The 16,150-nt window shown below is 60.8% G+C and carries 12 protein-coding genes; 9 read left to right on the forward strand and 3 right to left on the reverse strand.

Annotated features, from left to right (window positions below; genetic code table 11):
• Positions 1–25: 25 nt before the first annotated feature.
• The 8 genes from GT571_RS04105 to GT571_RS04140 all read left to right on the forward strand — a co-directional run bounded on the left by GT571_RS04105 (position 26) and on the right by GT571_RS04140 (position 12,009).
• A complete protein-coding gene (locus GT571_RS04105; protein ID WP_157758022.1) occupies positions 26–1,585 on the forward strand; it encodes an MFS transporter in 1,560 nt (519 codons plus the stop codon).
• A gap of 114 nt (positions 1,586–1,699) precedes the next feature.
• Positions 1,700–3,295 (forward strand): glycoside hydrolase family 28 protein, encoded by a 1,596-nt coding sequence (locus tag GT571_RS04110; protein ID WP_161155652.1) that lies wholly within the window; start codon positions 1,700–1,702, stop codon positions 3,293–3,295.
• A gap of 131 nt (positions 3,296–3,426) precedes the next feature.
• Positions 3,427–5,592, forward strand: coding sequence for a pectinesterase family protein (locus GT571_RS04115; RefSeq protein ID WP_161155654.1), 2,166 nt, complete (start codon positions 3,427–3,429; stop codon positions 5,590–5,592).
• A gap of 68 nt (positions 5,593–5,660) precedes the next feature.
• Positions 5,661–6,329: an SGNH/GDSL hydrolase family protein gene (locus tag GT571_RS04120; RefSeq protein ID WP_240136112.1), complete on the forward strand. Its 669-nt coding sequence runs from the start codon at positions 5,661–5,663 to the stop codon at positions 6,327–6,329.
• Positions 6,330–6,436: 107 nt separating this feature from the next.
• Positions 6,437–7,672: a glycoside hydrolase family 88/105 protein gene (locus GT571_RS04125; RefSeq protein WP_055252262.1), complete on the forward strand. Its 1,236-nt coding sequence runs from the start codon at positions 6,437–6,439 to the stop codon at positions 7,670–7,672.
• 2 nt (positions 7,673–7,674) lie between these two features.
• The gene (locus GT571_RS04130; protein ID WP_161155658.1) at positions 7,675–8,592 is read left to right on the forward strand and encodes a sugar phosphate isomerase/epimerase family protein; all 918 of its coding nucleotides are present in this window, start codon (positions 7,675–7,677) and stop codon (positions 8,590–8,592) included.
• Positions 8,593–8,643: 51 nt separating this feature from the next.
• Entirely contained in the window at positions 8,644–9,861 is a 1,218-nt protein-coding gene (locus GT571_RS04135) for an FAD-dependent oxidoreductase (protein WP_161155660.1), read from the forward strand.
• 198 nt (positions 9,862–10,059) lie between these two features.
• Positions 10,060–12,009, forward strand: coding sequence for an NAD(P)/FAD-dependent oxidoreductase (locus GT571_RS04140; protein ID WP_161155662.1), 1,950 nt, complete (start codon positions 10,060–10,062; stop codon positions 12,007–12,009).
• A gap of 138 nt (positions 12,010–12,147) precedes the next feature.
• Here GT571_RS04140 and GT571_RS04145 read toward each other — a convergent pair whose 3' ends face one another.
• Together GT571_RS04145 and GT571_RS04150 are read right to left on the reverse strand one after the other, a co-directional pair.
• Positions 12,148–12,789 (reverse strand): RpiB/LacA/LacB family sugar-phosphate isomerase, encoded by a 642-nt coding sequence (locus GT571_RS04145; protein WP_161155664.1) that lies wholly within the window; start codon positions 12,787–12,789, stop codon positions 12,148–12,150.
• Positions 12,790–12,995: 206 nt separating this feature from the next.
• Complete coding sequence (locus GT571_RS04150; protein WP_055252267.1) at positions 12,996–13,805, reverse strand: gluconate 5-dehydrogenase; 810 nt, start codon at positions 13,803–13,805, stop codon at positions 12,996–12,998.
• Positions 13,806–14,274: 469 nt separating this feature from the next.
• On the opposite strand from GT571_RS04150, the gene GT571_RS04160 reads away from it, so the two are divergent.
• Positions 14,275–14,967: a GntR family transcriptional regulator gene (locus GT571_RS04160; RefSeq protein WP_204987196.1), complete on the forward strand. Its 693-nt coding sequence runs from the start codon at positions 14,275–14,277 to the stop codon at positions 14,965–14,967.
• Positions 14,968–15,360: 393 nt separating this feature from the next.
• Here GT571_RS04160 and eda read toward each other — a convergent pair whose 3' ends face one another.
• The gene (gene eda / locus GT571_RS04165) at positions 15,361–16,002 is read right to left on the reverse strand and encodes a bifunctional 4-hydroxy-2-oxoglutarate aldolase/2-dehydro-3-deoxy-phosphogluconate aldolase (RefSeq protein ID WP_089573205.1); all 642 of its coding nucleotides are present in this window, start codon (positions 16,000–16,002) and stop codon (positions 15,361–15,363) included.
• Positions 16,003–16,150 lie beyond the last annotated feature (148 nt).

Genomic DNA, 16,150 nt, shown 5'->3' on the forward strand with positions numbered 1-16,150 from the left:
CAATCGAGAAAAGAGAGGGAGCTCGATGACTAACAAGATCGGTAAAAAGCGCAAGATCACATTCTGGACGCGCTTGGGCTTTGGTATGGGCGGCATGCTCAACTCCGGTGCCCTGAGCTTTACGCACAGCTACATGGTGCTGTTCCTGTCCACGGAGTGCGGTCTGTCCGCAGGCGAGGCTGCGCTGATCAGCTCGTTCGCCATCTATCTCAACGCCATTCTGTGCCCGCTCATGGGCTTTGTGGCCGATAACTTCTACGCTACCAAGATCGGCCGCATCTTTGGCCGCCGCCGTTTCTGGATCTTGCTGGCTATCCCGATGATGGTCGCCGAGCCGCTCATCTTTGTGGCTACGCCGTTTGGTTTCCCGTACTACTTTGTGTTGTACCTGATCTACAACGTCGCGTACACGTTCTGCACCGCCAACCTGTCGCCGCTTACCATCGAGATGACCGATGACTTCAAGGAGCGTACGTACCTCACCGGCTACAAGCACCTCTTTGGTAACGCCGCCGGCTTCCTGATGGCAGCACTCGTCGGCTTTGGCTTTGGCACCTTCGGCGAGACCAACCCGTTCAGCTACTTCATCATCGCTACGATTAACGCTTCGGTCATGGCAATCTCGCTGCTGTGCGTGTACCTGTCCACGTGGGAGCACACCCCCGAGGAGGTCGCTCAGGAGAAGATCGAGAGCGTCGGCGAGGGTATCAAGAAGTTTTTCATCGACGTTATCTCTACCTTCCGCAACAAGTCCTTCCGCAAGGTCCTGTATGCGCAGGTCTCCACGAAGCTCGCCGCTGCCTGCTGGTCTGCGTGCCTGTCCTTCTTCATCGTCTACTGTCTGCAGATTCCTAAGTCCTACGAGTCCGTGATGGAGATGCCCGGCAAGGTCGTCGCTATCGTCTGCACCGCCATCTGGGTCGCCCTCATGGCCAAGAAGGGCTTCCACAAGTCTTGGTACCTGGCAAACGTCGGTTGCGCCGCGTGCATCATCGCCTACAACTACTTCGCCTTTGGTCAGATCAACGGCACCTCCACGGTCGCCATCGCCATGATCGCCTACCCCATCATCTTCGCCATCTGGAAGTTCTTCTACGTTGGCTTCCAGTATCTGCCCGATGTTCTGCTCAACTACATCCCCGATGTCGATGAGCTCATCACCCTGCGTCGTCGCGAGGGCATCTACAGCTCCGCACAGCAGCTCTGCCAGCAGATTGCCCAGGCTGTTGCCGTCAACGTATGGGCTATCGTCCTTGCTGCCTCCGGCTTCATTCAGACCGCCGGCAACAGCGACGCCGTGACCCAGCCCGCCACCGTGCCTCTGTACATCTGCGGCTACATGCTCATCGGCTGCGCCGGCTTCTTCCTGCTCGCGGCTGTCCTTGCCCGCGGCATCAAGATCGACAAGGAGCAGTGCGACATCCTTTGCGACGAGATCCACCGTGTCAAGGAGGGTGGCAAGATGGCCGACGTCAAGCCCGAGGTCAAGGCGCTTTGCGAGGAGCTCTCCGGCTTTAAGTACGAGGACTGCTTCGCCCACAACAATGTTGGCTTCCAGGACGGCAGCGTAATTCCCGCCGAGTAGGGCAGGCGCATCGTCCAAACCACAGGGCCGTGCCACCGGAGATCCACCGGCGGGTACGGCCCTTTTTTAAAAACGAGTAGTATGAACTTCTGATTACATTTGAGGGAGAGACCCATGGAGACGAACGTTATCTGGCGCAATGCCCGCGCGGCCGTTATCGAGCTCGACGATGGCGGCTACTTTACCTGTGCCGATACGTGGGAGATCTTTGTCAACGATGAGCCCACCGGTACCACGAATACGGTCGAGACCTATGTCGATGGCCTGACCCCCGGCAAGCGCAACCTGATCCGCTTTGTCTGCGGCGAGCGCGAGTTGAGCGTAGGCGTCACCACGCCGGCGGAGCCCTTTACCATCAACGTTCGCGACTGCGGAGCCAAGGGCGATGCCGAGCACGATGACACCACCAACATTCAGGCTGCCATCATGGCCTGCCCCAAGGGCGGGCGCGTGCTGATCCCCGCCGGCAACTACCGCATCAAGTCCCTCTTCCTTAAGAGCAATATCAACATCGAGCTTGCCGAGGGCGCGGTGCTGCTGGCCCGTCACGACCGCGCGGCGCTTGCCTACATTCCGGGCGCGGTCACGGGTGACGAGGGGGCTGGGTACGCCGGCACCGATATGCTGCCCCTGGGCCGTTGGGAAGGCGAGAGCTTTTCGACCTACTGTTCGACCTTTACGGGCCTGAGCGTGCACGACGTGTGCATCTATGGCCGCGGCGCCATCGACGGCCAGACCGATTTTGCCGAGGACAACTGGTGGAATAAGGACTTTAAGAACATCTTCCGTCCCGAGGAGGGCCGCGAGATCGCCCGCCCGCGCATGATCTTCCTGTCCGAGTGCGAAAACGTGAGCCTTGCCGGCTTTACCGTGCGCAACAGCCCGGCGTGGAATATCCATCCCATTCTGTGCGAGCACGTCGATGCCCTGTGCCTGTCCATCGAGGGTCCCAAGAACTCCCACAACACCGACGGCTTCGATCCCGAGAGCTGCGGTTTTGTCCGCATCCTTGGCTGCCAGTTCTCGGTGGGCGACGACTGCATCGCCATCAAGAGCGGCAAATTGGGCATTGAGCCCGAGCTTCGTCCCGCCACGCACGACGTGCTGATCTCGCACTGCTACATGCACGACGGCCACGGCGCCGTGGTGCTGGGATCCGAGGCCGCCGGCGGCATCAAGGACCTCACCGTGAGCAAGTGCCTCTTTGAGCGCACCGACCGCGGCCTGCGCGTCAAGACCCGTCGTGGTCGCGGCAAGGACGCCGTCAACGAGGGCATCACCTTCGAGCACATTCGCATGGATAAGGTGCTCACGCCCTTCGTGGTCAACTCGTTCTACTTCTGCGACAAGGACGGCAAGACCGACTACGTGCAGTCTCGCGAGGCACTGCCCGTCGACGACCGTACGCCCGGCTTTGGCGCCACGACGTTTTGCGATATCGAGGCCACCAACTGCCATGCGGCCGCGGCCTATATCACGGGCCTTCCCGAGAGCAAGGTGACGCGCCTGACGTTCCAGGATGTCCATGTGACCTTTGCCGCCGATGCCGAGCCCTTTGTGCCGGCCATGGCCTGCGGCGTGGAGCCCATGGTGCGCCAGGGCATCATCGCGCAGAACGTGAAAGTCCTCGACCTGCAGAACGTGCGCATCGAGGGTCAGGATGGCGACGAGCTGCAGCTGCAAAACGTCGACAAGGTTATCCGCGCGTAGGGTAGTGCTCCTGCACAAGTGAATACGGCATGTTGAGGCGTGCGACGGTCGGGTCTGCCCGGCTGTCGCACGCAATCTATAGGTGCCGGCATTGCACGGCGGGTGTTCTGTGACAGAAAGCGTAATGACAGATGAGTGGTAAAGAGCAGCTCTTTGAGGTATCGCTCGAACGCGAAGGCGCGTATCGCAGCATTTCGGCGGCGCTCGAGGCGGCGGAGCGGTGCGTGTCCGATACGACCGTGCCGGTGCGTGTGCTGGTGGCGCCGGGCGAGTATCGCGAGCAGGTTGAAATTCGTCGTCCGCATGTGACGCTCGAGGGCGAGACGGCCGACAGCGTGCGTATCGTGGGAGGCCTGGGTGCCAAGATGCCTTCGGAAGATGGTAGCGGCCAGGATGGAAGACTCGGCACCTTCCGTACGTACACGGTGCTGGTCGATGCCGACGACGTGACGCTTGCGGGTCTAACAATCGAAAACAACGCCGGTGATGGGCGCGAGGTCGGCCAGGCGATTGCCCTGTATGCCGATGGTGACCGCCTGGTTGTCGATGCCTGCTGCATTAAGGGACACCAGGACACGCTCTTTTTGGGGCCGCTGCCGCCGCGCGAGGCCAAGCCGGGCGGCTTTATAGGCCCCAAGCAGTTCGCCCCGCGCCGCGTGGGGCGGCAGTATTTTCGACGTTGCCGGATCGAGGGCGATGTCGACTTTATCTTTGGCGGCGCGCGTGCCTACTTTGAGGGGTGTGAGATTCGCTCGCTCAACCGCGATATGGATGTCAACGGGTATGTAACGGCAGCCTCCACGCCTCAGGGCGAGCCGTACGGATTTGTGTTTCATGGCTGTTCGTTTACAGCCGATGAGGGCATTGCCCCCGGATCGGTCTATCTGGGTCGTCCATGGCGCGAGTGGGCCCAGACCGTTTTGCTCGAATGCTGGCTGGGCCCCCATATTTCACTCGAGGGTTGGTGGGATTGGAATAAGCTAGCGGCACATGACGGCACCCTGTATGCCGGCGGTACCCTGTTTGGCCCGGCGGGTGATACTGCCGCCTGGGTGCCGTGGGCGCATTGCCTGACCGGCCAGGATTCCGAACGCTATGCGCGTGACCGAGTGCTTGCCGGCACGGATGGTTGGGATCCCGAGGGCGGCGACGGTGATGCGGTAGAGACGGCCGGGCTATCCGCCAATGGCCGCACCGTGCACATCGAGACGTACTACGAGGACGAACCTGCGCTGCGCGCCCGACTGAAGCGCGAGGGGCGCTCGGCCGCATTTACGGGCAAGACCCCCACAGACTTTGAGGCATGGAAGGCTGCGACCAGGACTCGTCTGTACGATATTTTGGGTCTTTCGCTTATGGACCGCGCCCCGATTGAGATTCGTGAGCTCAATCGCGTGCGGGTTGCCGGCAGCATCGTGCGTACTCATGCGGTGTTGCAGGTTGAGCACGATGTGTGGATGCCGTTTTACCTGTTGGAGCCGTCCCGCCCCAAGCTTGACGAGCGGGGACTCAAGCGCTGCTATATCTGCCCGCATGGTCACCAGGGGGCGGGTGCTGCAAGCATAGCCGGCGTTGCGGGCGTGCCGGCGGTCGACGATGCCGTGCGTAAGTTCAATTACGACTACGGTCTGCGTTTGGCGCGCATGGGTTATGTGACCGTCTGCCCCGATGCGCGTGGTTGGGGATACCGTCGTGACTGGAAGGGTCAGGGCGACGACGAGAACAGCTACCTGCGCGGTACGTGTCTGAATCAAGCACGTATGGTCGAGCCGCTGGGTCTTACGGTCGCGGGCCTCAACGCCTGGGACAACATGCGCTTGATTGATTACTTGGAGACACGCGGTGACATTGCCATGGACGACCTGGGCTGCTTTGGTTTTTCGGGCGGCGGTTACATGACGTTGTACCTGTCCGCGCTCGACCCGCGCGTGCGCAAGGCGTTTGTCTCGGGCTATCTGTACGGCGTTGATGATTCGCTACTGCACCTCAACGGCAATTGCAGCTGCAATTACACGCCTGGACTCTGGCGTCTGCTCGACATGGGCGACATTGCATCGCTTGTCGCGCCACGGCCGCTCTTGGTTCAGAGCTGCGAGAAAGACCATCTCAACGGCGCCCGCGGGCTTGCGAACGTAGACGAGCAGCTCGATATCGTTCGCGACGCCTACGCGCTGCTGGGCAAGGACGAAAACCTTCTGCACGAGGTCTGCCCGGGTGGACACCACCTGGGCGTGGCGCATCTTGCCGAGGATATCGAATGGCTCGATTCGCAAGTTGCGGAATGCGCCCACGCATAGCCCCTCGGATGTTGCGAATGAACGGTATGTACCTGTATGACCGCCGGTGTGCGGGTGAGGAGAAGAATATGGAAACGAAAAACTTGAGCGAATCGACCATCTGCTGCTTTGGCGATTCGACCACCTGGGGCGATAACGGATGCGGCGGGGGAGGCAACGATATCTCCTGGACTTCGCACCTGGGTGCGCTGCTGGGCGGCGCTACGATCGAGAACTTTGGTATTAAGGGTTCGCGTATTGCCGTCAAGGCCGACCGTAGCGATTCGTTTGTCGAGCGCTTGGACGGCATCGATCACACGGCAGATATCTGCATCGTCTTTGGCGGCGTTAACGACTTTAGCCGTAACGTGCCGCTGGGAGAGCTGGGCAGCACGGACGTGCACGAGTTCTACGGTGCGCTCGACTACCTGATCCGCACCATCACGGCGCGCTCGCCTCAGGCAAAGCTGGTGTTTATGACGCCGTGCAAGACGAGCGGCAAACACGAGAAGGATATTCCGGCAAGCAACGAGGCCAACCATCTGGGCCTGACGCAAGACGCCTATGTGCGCGCGATGCTGGAGGTCTGCGATCGCTACTCGGTGCCGGTGATCGACCTGTATGCGCAAAGCGGCATCAGCCCGTTTTTGCCGGAGCACCGCAAGCTCTACATGCCGGACGGTCTGCATTACAGCCCTGCCGGCTATGAGCGCCTGGCGCATCGCATCGCTGCGGGCCTCACCGCCGTTTGCCGTTAAAAGTTTGCCGTTCACGGGGATTATAGGGTTAACGTTCACCCTATAATCCCCGTTCGCGTTACACTAGGGGAAACGTTCACCCATCAATAACGTCAGAGGGGACAGCAATGGGTTGCAATCAGATTCTGGACCGTTATATCGAGCAGTTGATCGAGACCTCTACGCCTCAGGCGCCGGCCTGGAATATCGAAAAGCTTCGCGCCGGCAAGGAGAACACCTGGAATTACATTGACGGCTGCATGATCAAGGCACTCATCGAGCTGTACGAGATCACCGGCGAGCAGCGTTACCTGACCTTCGCCGACGACTATATCGACTTCTTTGTCCAGGATGACGGCACCATCAAGCATTACGATCCCCAGGAGTACAACCTCGACAACGTCAACGCGGGCAAAACCCTCTACAAACTCTATGACCTGGTGGGCAAGCCCAAGTACCGTGCCGCCATGGATACCATCTATCGTCAGCTCGAAACCCAGCCGCGTACCAAAGAGGGTGTGTTTTGGCACAAGGCCGTCTATCCCAACCAGATCTGGCTCGACGGCATGTATATGGCCCAGCCGTTCTACATGCAATACGAGCTGAGCTTCCACAACCGTCGCGCCTGTTCGGACAGCTTCCATATGTTCCAGGTCGTGCATGACCTGATGCGCAACCCCCTCAACGGTCTGTACTATCACGCTTACGACGCGAGCCGCAAGCAGTTCTGGTGCGACCCGGTCACCGGTCTTTCGGCCAACTTCTGGCTGCGCGCCGAGGGCTGGTTTGCCATGGCGCTCATCGATACCTGGGAGCTCATGCCGCCCTCGATGTCGGCCGAGAAGGACGAGATCCGCAAGATGTTCCACGACCTGATCGACGCCATGCTGCCGTATCAGGACGAGAAGACCGGCATGTGGCACCAGGTCATCAACCTGCCCAACATCGCCCCCAACTATCTGGAGGAGTCGGGCAGCGCCATCTTTGCCAACGCCATCATGAAGGGCGTGCGCCTGGGCGTGCTGGGCGAGCGCTACTACCAGTACGGCCGTCGCGCTTTTGATGGCATCTGCGATACGTGCCTGTCCGAGCGCGACGGGCAGTTGGCGCTCGACAACATCTGCCTGGTGGCGGGTCTTGGCAACACCGCGCACCGCGAGGGCACGTTTGGCTACTACATGAGCGAGCCCGTCGTCAAAAACGACGCGAAGGGCGTGGCGCCGCTGGTGCTCGCCTATATCGAGACCATGCATCATGACAAGTTGGCCGGTAAGCGCGATCCGCTCGCCCCCTCGGGCGTCTGCTCCATCGACGACCCGTTTGGCGGCTACACGCCGGGCATCAATGCGTGCAAGGAGGCCTAGGCATGGCGCAGTCGAAAGGCGCGCTGAGCGTCGGTGTGCGCCTGCACGACCTGCCCGAGGGTACGGTCGAGGAGCGCATTCGCATGGCAGGCAAACTGGGTTTCTCGTGCATCCAGCTGCCGAGCAAAGTACTCTACAAGTCCTTTGGCATTAACCGTTCCGGCCTTACGCACGAACTCGCCGACCATCTGCGCGAGGTGCTCGACACCAACGGCGTGCAGGTGGCGGTGCTCGGCTGCTATAAAAACCTGGCAACGCCCGATCAGAATCAGCTGGTGGATACCTATGCCGAGTACGAGGCGTGCCTGAGGTTCGCGCGCTGGCTTGGGGGCTGTCCGGTGGGGACCGAGACGGGGCGCCCCAACGCGCAGAACAAGATGGCCGATGACCGTTTTTCGGCCGCTGCGCTCGATACGTTTTGCAAAGGACTCGCACGCGTGTGCTCGATGGCCGAAAAGGAGGGCGGCGAGCTTCTGATCGAGCCCGGTTGGAACGAGATCGTCAATACGCCCGAGCGCTGCCGCGAGGTTCTGGAGCGCGTTTCGAGCACCGCACTCGGCGTGATCTACGATCCGGTGTCGCTACTGCATCCCACGATCGTCGGTGAGGCTTCCGAGCAGGTGTCGCGCATGTTGCACCTGTGCGGCAGCAAGATTCGCGTGCTGCATGCCAAGGACTACGAGATCGTAGACAACGAGGACCAGGATGGCTGGTGTGATGGCTCGGGCTCTCGTTTGGTATGCCACGGCGCCTGTACGTGCGGAAACTTTGATTTTGAGGCTATTGCCGCTTGGGCCGCGGCCGCGCGACCGGGCATTATGACCGTTATCGAGAACAGCACACCGTCCACGGTCGAGCGTTCGCGCGACGAGCTGCTGCGCATGGGGCACAGCGTGATGTGCAAGCACGTGATTCTGTAACGAAACAGGCTGGGCGAAAGAGATTGCCGTAGAGGTCAAAGAGGGGTACCGATGGCTATTCATATTGTTGAGGAAGCGAACCGTTGCCTTGGGTGCAAAAAGGCGTTCTGTCAGCTTAAAGGCTGTCCGGTTCAGACGCCTATCCCGCAGATCATCGACCTGTTTAAGCAGCGTCGTCTGGAAGAGGCAGGTGAGCTGCTGTTCCAGAACAACCCCATGAGCGCGGTCTGCTCCATGATCTGCAACCATTCGGGCCAGTGCGAGGGCGCGTGCATTCAGGGCCGCAAGGGCGCACCGGTGCATTTTTCGAGTATCGAGAACTATATCTCGACGGCATATTTGGACCGTAAGGAGTGGAAGCCCGCGCCGTCGTGCGGCAAGCAGGTTGCCGTGGTCGGTTCCGGTCCTGCCGGCATTACCGTGGCCATTAAGATGGCCCAGCTGGGCTGTGCCGTCACGGTGTTTGAGCAACGCCCCGAGATCGGCGGCGTGCTGGAGTACGGCATCCCCGAGTTTCGCCTGCCCCGTGCTCTCGTGCAAAAGTACCGTCACGTGATGTGCTCGCTTGGCGTACGCGTCCGTCCCTCGACCACCATTGGCGGCGCGCTGCATATCGACGACCTGTTGCGCGACGGCTACGATGCGGTCTTTGTCGGTACCGGTACCTGGCGCGCCCGCAAGCTGGGTATTCCCGGCGAGTCGCGCGGTAACGTACTGTTTGGTATCGATTACCTGGTCGATCCCACGAGCGTGGCGATCGGTCAGAACGTGGCGGTTATCGGCGCCGGCAACGTGGCCATGGATGTTGCCCGCACGGCTCTGCGCTCGGGCGCTCGCAAGGTTACCGTGTATGCCCGATCGCGCCATATCTCGGCCATCGATGACGAGGTGGAGCTGACCGAGCTTGACGGTGCCGAGATCGTGCGCGGCAAGGCGATCTGCGCCATCGACGATAACGGTCCGGTTTTCGAGACGGCTATCTTTGACGAGGACGACAACGTGGTGGGCTACGAGGAAGAACTTGACCATGTGCCCGCCGACACGGTTGTGATTGCGGCCTCGCAAGTGCCTAAGGACAAGCTGGTGCTTACGACGGGCGGTCTGGAGACCGACCATCGCGGTCTTCTTTCGGTCGATGAGTGCGGCATGACCACCGTGCCGGGCGTCTTTGCCGCCGGTGACGTGGTCAACGGCCCGCTCACCGTGGTCCATGCCGTAGCCGGCGCCAAGCTCGCCGTCGAAGGCATGACCAGCTATCTGGGCCTCTAACTCCACCCCGCCCATCAGTTGCGGTGGAATACGGACTGTTTTGGCTGTCAAAGGCCTTATCTACTCCGTATTCCACCGCAACTTTTTGTGGGCTGAGTAAAAGCCGGGGGAGCGTGTACGGTCGGGTACAGCGCAGTTGCTGATACGATAAGTACGTTAGCAACTGCCGCCGAGCGGCTCAAACGAAAGGAACCCTGTATGGAGTCTTCCGCCTACCCGATGCTCTTTAGCCCGATCAAGGTCGGTACGACCGAGGTCAAGAACCGCGTCTTTATGCCGCCGGTGTCCACGAACCTGGCCGATCATGGCTATGTGACCGACGACTTGGTCGATCATTACCGTGCCCGTGCCAAGGGCGGCGTTGGCCTGATCATCACCGAGGTCGTGACGGTCGAGCCCACCTATACCTATCTACCGGGTGACATGTGCTGCTACGACGACACGTTTATCCCTGGCTGGGAAAAGCTCGCCGCGGCCGTCCACGAGTATGGCTGCAAGATCATGCCGCAGCTCTTCCATCCCGCCTACATGGCCTTTAACATTCCGGGCACGCCGCGCCTGATCGCTCCGTCCTTTGTGGGCCCGTCCTATGCCCGCGAGGCGCCGCGCCCCATCACGGTCGATGAGATCCACGAGCTCACGCATCAGTTTGGCGACGCTGCCGTGCGCATGCAGAAGGCCGGTGTCGACGGCGTCGAGGTCCATGCGGCACACGCCCACGGCATGCTCGGCGGCTTTTTGACCCCGCTCTATAACAAGCGCACCGACGAGTACGGCGGCTCGCTCGACGCCCGCATGCGCTTCCTGCTCGAGGTCATCGCCGAGATTCGCGAGCGCTGCGGCAAGGACTTTATCATCGACGTCCGTATCTCGGGCGACGAGTACACCGATGGCGGCCTGACCCTCAACGACATGATCTATGTCTCGCGTCGCTTGGAGAAGGCCGGCGTCGACATGATCCACGTGTCGGGCGGCACTACCATCAAGCGCGGCTCCGCCATTCCCGCCGCCGGCACGCAGCAGGCCTCGCACGCCGCCTGCTCGCGCGAGATCAAGAAGCACGTCAACATTCCCGTTGCCACGGTCGGCCGCATTAACGAGGCATGGATCGCCGAGGAGCTGATCGAGGACGGCGCTGCCGACATTTGCATGATGGGCCGCGCCAATCTGTGCGATGCCGAGTTCTGCAACAAGGCTGCTGCCGGCAACGCCGACGACATCCGCCCCTGCATCGGTTGCCTGCGCTGCCTGAACGGCATCATGTTCGGCAAGCGCATCTCCTGCACCGTCAACCCGGACGTGGAGCGCGACGAGGCCGGCTATGAGCCTGCCGCCGAGGCAAAGAACGTGCTCGTTGTGGGTGCCGGTCCCGCAGGCATGGAGGCAGCCTACATTGCCGCCAAGCGCGGCCATAACGTGGTGCTCGTGGATAAGCAGGACGAGCCGGGCGGCGAGATGCGCATTGCGGCCGTTCCGCCGGCAAAGCAGGAGCTCACGCGCGTGATCAAGTATCAGTACCGTCGCCTGGCCGAGGCCGGCGTCACGTGCGTCTTTGGTACCGAGCTTTCGGCCGAGGACATCCAGCGCGACTACGCGGGCTACGAGGTTGTCCTGGCTTATGGCGCCGAACCCATCGCCCCGGCCTTTATGCAGGGCTTTAAGCAGGTCATGACGGCTGACGACCTGCTGGGTGGCAAGGCTTTCCCGGGCAAGAAGATCGTCATTGTGGGCGGCGGCACCGTTGGTTGCGAGACGGCCGATTACCTGGCCCCGTTGGTCAACGACCTGTCGCCGGCCAACCGCGATGTCACCGTCATCGAGATGACCAAGACGCTCGCCGCCAACGAGGGCGGCGCCGGCCGCGCGGTGCTCATCACGCGCATGCTCTCCAAGGGTGTTCACGTGCTGACCGAGGCCAAGGTGACCGAGATTACCGAGGACGCTATCAGCTACGAGAAGGACGGCGAGGTCCACACCATCGCCGATGCCGATACGCTGGTGCTTGCCATGGGCTACCGCCCCAATACCAAGCTGGCCGATGACCTTGCCGCTGCCGGCGTTGCCACCCACGTGCTGGGCGATGCCCAGAAGTGCGGCAACATCCGTGATGCCATCGGCGACGGCTACAAGGTCGCCTGCGAGCTGTAGGCTCTTGGCAAATAGGGGAGCGGCCGCCTTGCGGTGACTCAAGCGATAGCCAATCAAAAAAGGCGCCGCGACACATGGATCGTCGCGGCGCCTTTTGTCTGGCGGTTTGTTGGGGGTCGGTGCGCCCCGTGGGCCTTATTACAGGCTCAAGATCTCCTTGACCTTGGCGATGATGGCCTCGTCGGTGGCGTTGGCAAAGAAGTACTCCTGGAAGTGCTCACCAGCGAGGGCGCCCTTCACCAGATCCTGATCGATCTCGCCCAGGACGTCGACGAGCGGACGCATGGTCACAGCGCGCACGCCATCGAGGATCTTCTTGTTGCGCTGCTCGGGCTCAACGCGCTCGGCGGGGTAGCCGTTACCCGAACCAAAGCCAAAGAGCTTCTCGAAGGTGTACTCGAGGTTGAGCTCCTGGCCCCAGCCGTTCTTGAGGGCGAAGGGCATGGCGACGGCATTGCCATCGTTGACCTGGGCAAAGGTGTAGGCATCCAGCGGGTCGGCAACGTGGCCGCACAGCACGCCGGGGAAGGAGTTGCAGGCGAGCATGGCGCCCTCGCCGGTGCCGCATCCGGTCACGACGTAGTCGGCAGCGCCGGAGTTGAGCAGCACGGCGGCAAGAATGCCGTTCTGCACGTAGGTGAGGGGCTTGGAGTCGGCGTCGGCATACATGCCATAGTTAAAGACAGTGTGGCCCATGGGCTCGACAACCTTCTTAAGGGCAGCCTCGATCATAGGGTTCTTGGAGTTCTGAGAATTCTCATTAATCAGAGCGATCTTCATTTGAGTCAACCTTTCTACCAATTGTTTTCTTTTTTTGTTTCTGCTCGCGGGCGGCGGCTAATCCAACCCGAAGTTGGTTTTGCGGGCGGTGGACGATAAGGTCTGTCGCGAGTTCCGCACGAGCCGGAAAGCACTTAATGTGCTTTCCGTGCGAGCAGGACTGTTTGAGCAGCAGACCTTATCGTCCACCGCCTCGCCCGAATGCCCTATTGCGGCTGTTTGCCGATGTAGGCGAGGATGCCGCCGTCCACGTACAGAATGTGCCCGTTGACGAAGTTCGATGCATCGGAAGCCAAGAACACGGCGGGGCCCTTCAGGTCCTCGGGCGTGCCCCAACGGGCGGCCGGCGTCTTGGCAATGATGAACTGGTCAAACGGATGACGGCTGCCATCGGGTTGCGTCTCGCGCAGCGGTGCGGTCTGCGGGGTAGCGATGTAGCCCGGCCCAATGCCGTTGCACTGGATGTTGGCCTCGCCAAACTCGGAGCAGATGTTCTTGGTGAGCATCTTGAGTCCGCCCTTGGCGGCGGCATAGCCGGCGATGGTCTCGCGGCCGAGCTCGCTCATCATGGAGCAGATGTTGATGATCTTGCCGTGACCCTTGGCGATCATGCCCGGCAGGCAGGCCTTGGACACGATAAACGGGGCATTGAGGTCGATGTCGACGACGCGACGGAAGTCCTCGGCGCTCATGTCGAGCATCGGGGTGCGCTGGATGACGCCGGCGTTGTTGACCAGGATGTCGGGCGTGGTGCCAAAATCGGCCTCGATCTTGGCGATGAGCTCGGCGACGGCGGCCTCATCGGTGACGTCGGCAACATAGCCGTGAGCATCAAAGCCCAGCTCGCGGTAGTGCTTCTCGGCTTCGGCAACCTTGTCGGCGTGACGGGCGTTAAAGGCAATCTTGGCGCCTGCCTCTCCGAGCGCCTCGGCAATGGCCATGCCGATGCCATAGGTGGCGCCGGTCACGAGCGCGACCTTGCCGTCCAGGCGGAAGCTGTCCATAAGATCAGACATAGCAATCCTTCCAAAAGAAACGTTCATCTATATAAGTCTTGCTTTTCGTACAAGCTCAGTATATGTGAAGTAGGGTAATAAACCCTCCCATTCTCCGAAAAATAGGTGAACGTTCACTTTTAAAAGGTAAACGGTGAATTCGCCCTGCTGTGCGGACGGCTCGATTGTCCTGATCGAGGAGGGCAAGCTCGAGAGACAAGTGGGCACGGGCTGCCCGTTGGCCCCGCGCGTAGTGCTACTTTTCAAACGCGGCGCGCGCAAAGTGCCGGGTGAACAACTTACTGGCGATGCCGGCGACGTTGCCTAAGATCAGCGCCGAGATAGCGGTGGTCACGTCTGGTCACGTCAAAGCCGCCTAAGTTGTGCATGGGTGCCAGCGGCCCTTATTTCACCGCAACTGAGGGTATGGGGGATGCGATAGTATTACGTGATGAGATTCGACAAACCGTGGGCTTCATTCGAGGGCTTTATGGAACAGCACCAGCATTATCAGAGCCTGCAAGATCAGGCATACAACGCATTGCGCTCTAAGATCATCTATGCCGAGCTCAAGCCCGGCACGCGCCTTTCGGCGATTGGTCTGGAAAAGGAGACGGGAATCGGGCGCACGCCCATTCGCGAGTCCTTTGTGCGCCTGCGCGAGCAAGAGCTGGTGGAAACGCGTCCCAAAAGCGGCACCTATGTCTCAAAAATCAGCATGGAGCGCGCCGAGAACGCCTGTTTCTTGCGCGAGAAACTCGAGAGAAGTGTGCTCATTAAATGCTGCTCTGCCGCCACGCCCGAGCAAAAGCATCGGCTCGAGCAGATTCTTGCCGAGTCCGAGTCACTCGATCATCGTGAAACGCGTCGCTTTTTCGATCTGGACAACCTGTTCCATGAGACGTGTTTTGAGATTGCCGGCCGCCACATGTTGTGGGATTGGATGAAGAGCGTCAACACGCATTTCGAGCGATACAACTGGTTGCGTATGGTGTCGCAGGATCTGGATTGGGAGCCGATTCGTCGGCAGCATCGCCGGATTCTCGAGGCCATTAAGAAGGGCGATACCGACACGGCGAGCTATCTGGCAGAGACGCATTTGCATCTAATGCCCGAGGAGCAGGGTCCGGTTATCGCCTTGCATCCCGACTACTTTGAGCTGTCCAAAGACTCGGCCATCTAATCCGTTCCCCTAATTAGTTGCGGTGAAATAGGGACTGTTTTGCGGCTTTGGCGGCGTAAGCAGTCCGTATTTCACCGCAAGTGCGGGGGTGCAATCGGGGCATGAAAAGGCTGCGGCGCCGCTTGGAGGAAAAGACCGGAAGCAAGGGTCCATTCCTCCAGACGGTGCCGCAGCTGTTTTGGTGGCTTGGCTTTTGTCGAAGTGGCTCAGCTGGGCGCGACTGCCAGCCGAGTAGGCAAAGCGGCTCGGGCGCGTGTCGCTTCCGTCACGTTCTATCAGCATACAAGACGGTTTCGGTTCTTGTTCGTGACGGAAACGGCGCGCTTCCGAGCCGCTTTAAAAGAAAGGGGGCGAGGTCTAGGGCACGCCCCCTTTCACGATAGAGAGCTAAACCTAGCCGCGGACCTTCTTGACGACGTCCATGGCCTCGCGGGCGATCTGTTCGACCTTGGAGAAGTCGCCGTCGGCGAACAGGGCGGGCTTGACCATCCAGGTGCCACCGCAGGCGATGATGGCGGAGGAGCTCAGGTACTCCTCGACGTTGGCAGTGCTCACGCCGCCGGTGGGCATAAAGCGATGGCCGACAAACGGAGCGGCGAGGGCCTTGATGGTGTTCAGGCCACCATACTGAGCCGCGGGGAAGAACTTGGTGACCTTGAGCCCCAGGTTCTCGGCGGCGGTAACCTCGGAGGGGGTCACGGTGCCGGGAAGGACGGGCAAGTCGATGTCGATGCAGTGCTTCACGACGTCCTCGTTGTAACCCGGGGAGACGATGAACTTGGCACCGGCGGCGCGGGCCTGCTCAACCTGCTCGACAGTCAGGACGGTGCCGGCGCCGACGCACATCTCGGGCTCGGCCTCAGCCATGGCGGCGATGCACTCGGCGGCGCAGGCGGTGCGGAAGGTGACCTCGGCGGACTTCATGCCAGCTGCCATAAGGGCGTGGGCGAGCGGTGCGGCGTCCTCGACCTTATCGAGCACGACGACCGGCACGATGCCCAGGGACTCAAGCGTGGTGTAGAACTGATCGAACATAGTGTTCCTTTCGATGTGAGGCGCGCACGGGCGCGTGATTGCCAAATATGCTGGTCATGAGCCGGTTTTGGATTGGTTATCGGAGGCACTGCTTGGGGTCACAAGCAATTCCAAAACCGGCTGCGCGACCAGTCGTGTAGGGAATGCC

The organism is Collinsella aerofaciens, from assembly GCF_009876115.1.
GTDB classification, from domain to species: Bacteria; Actinomycetota; Coriobacteriia; order Coriobacteriales; family Coriobacteriaceae; genus Collinsella; species Collinsella aerofaciens_N.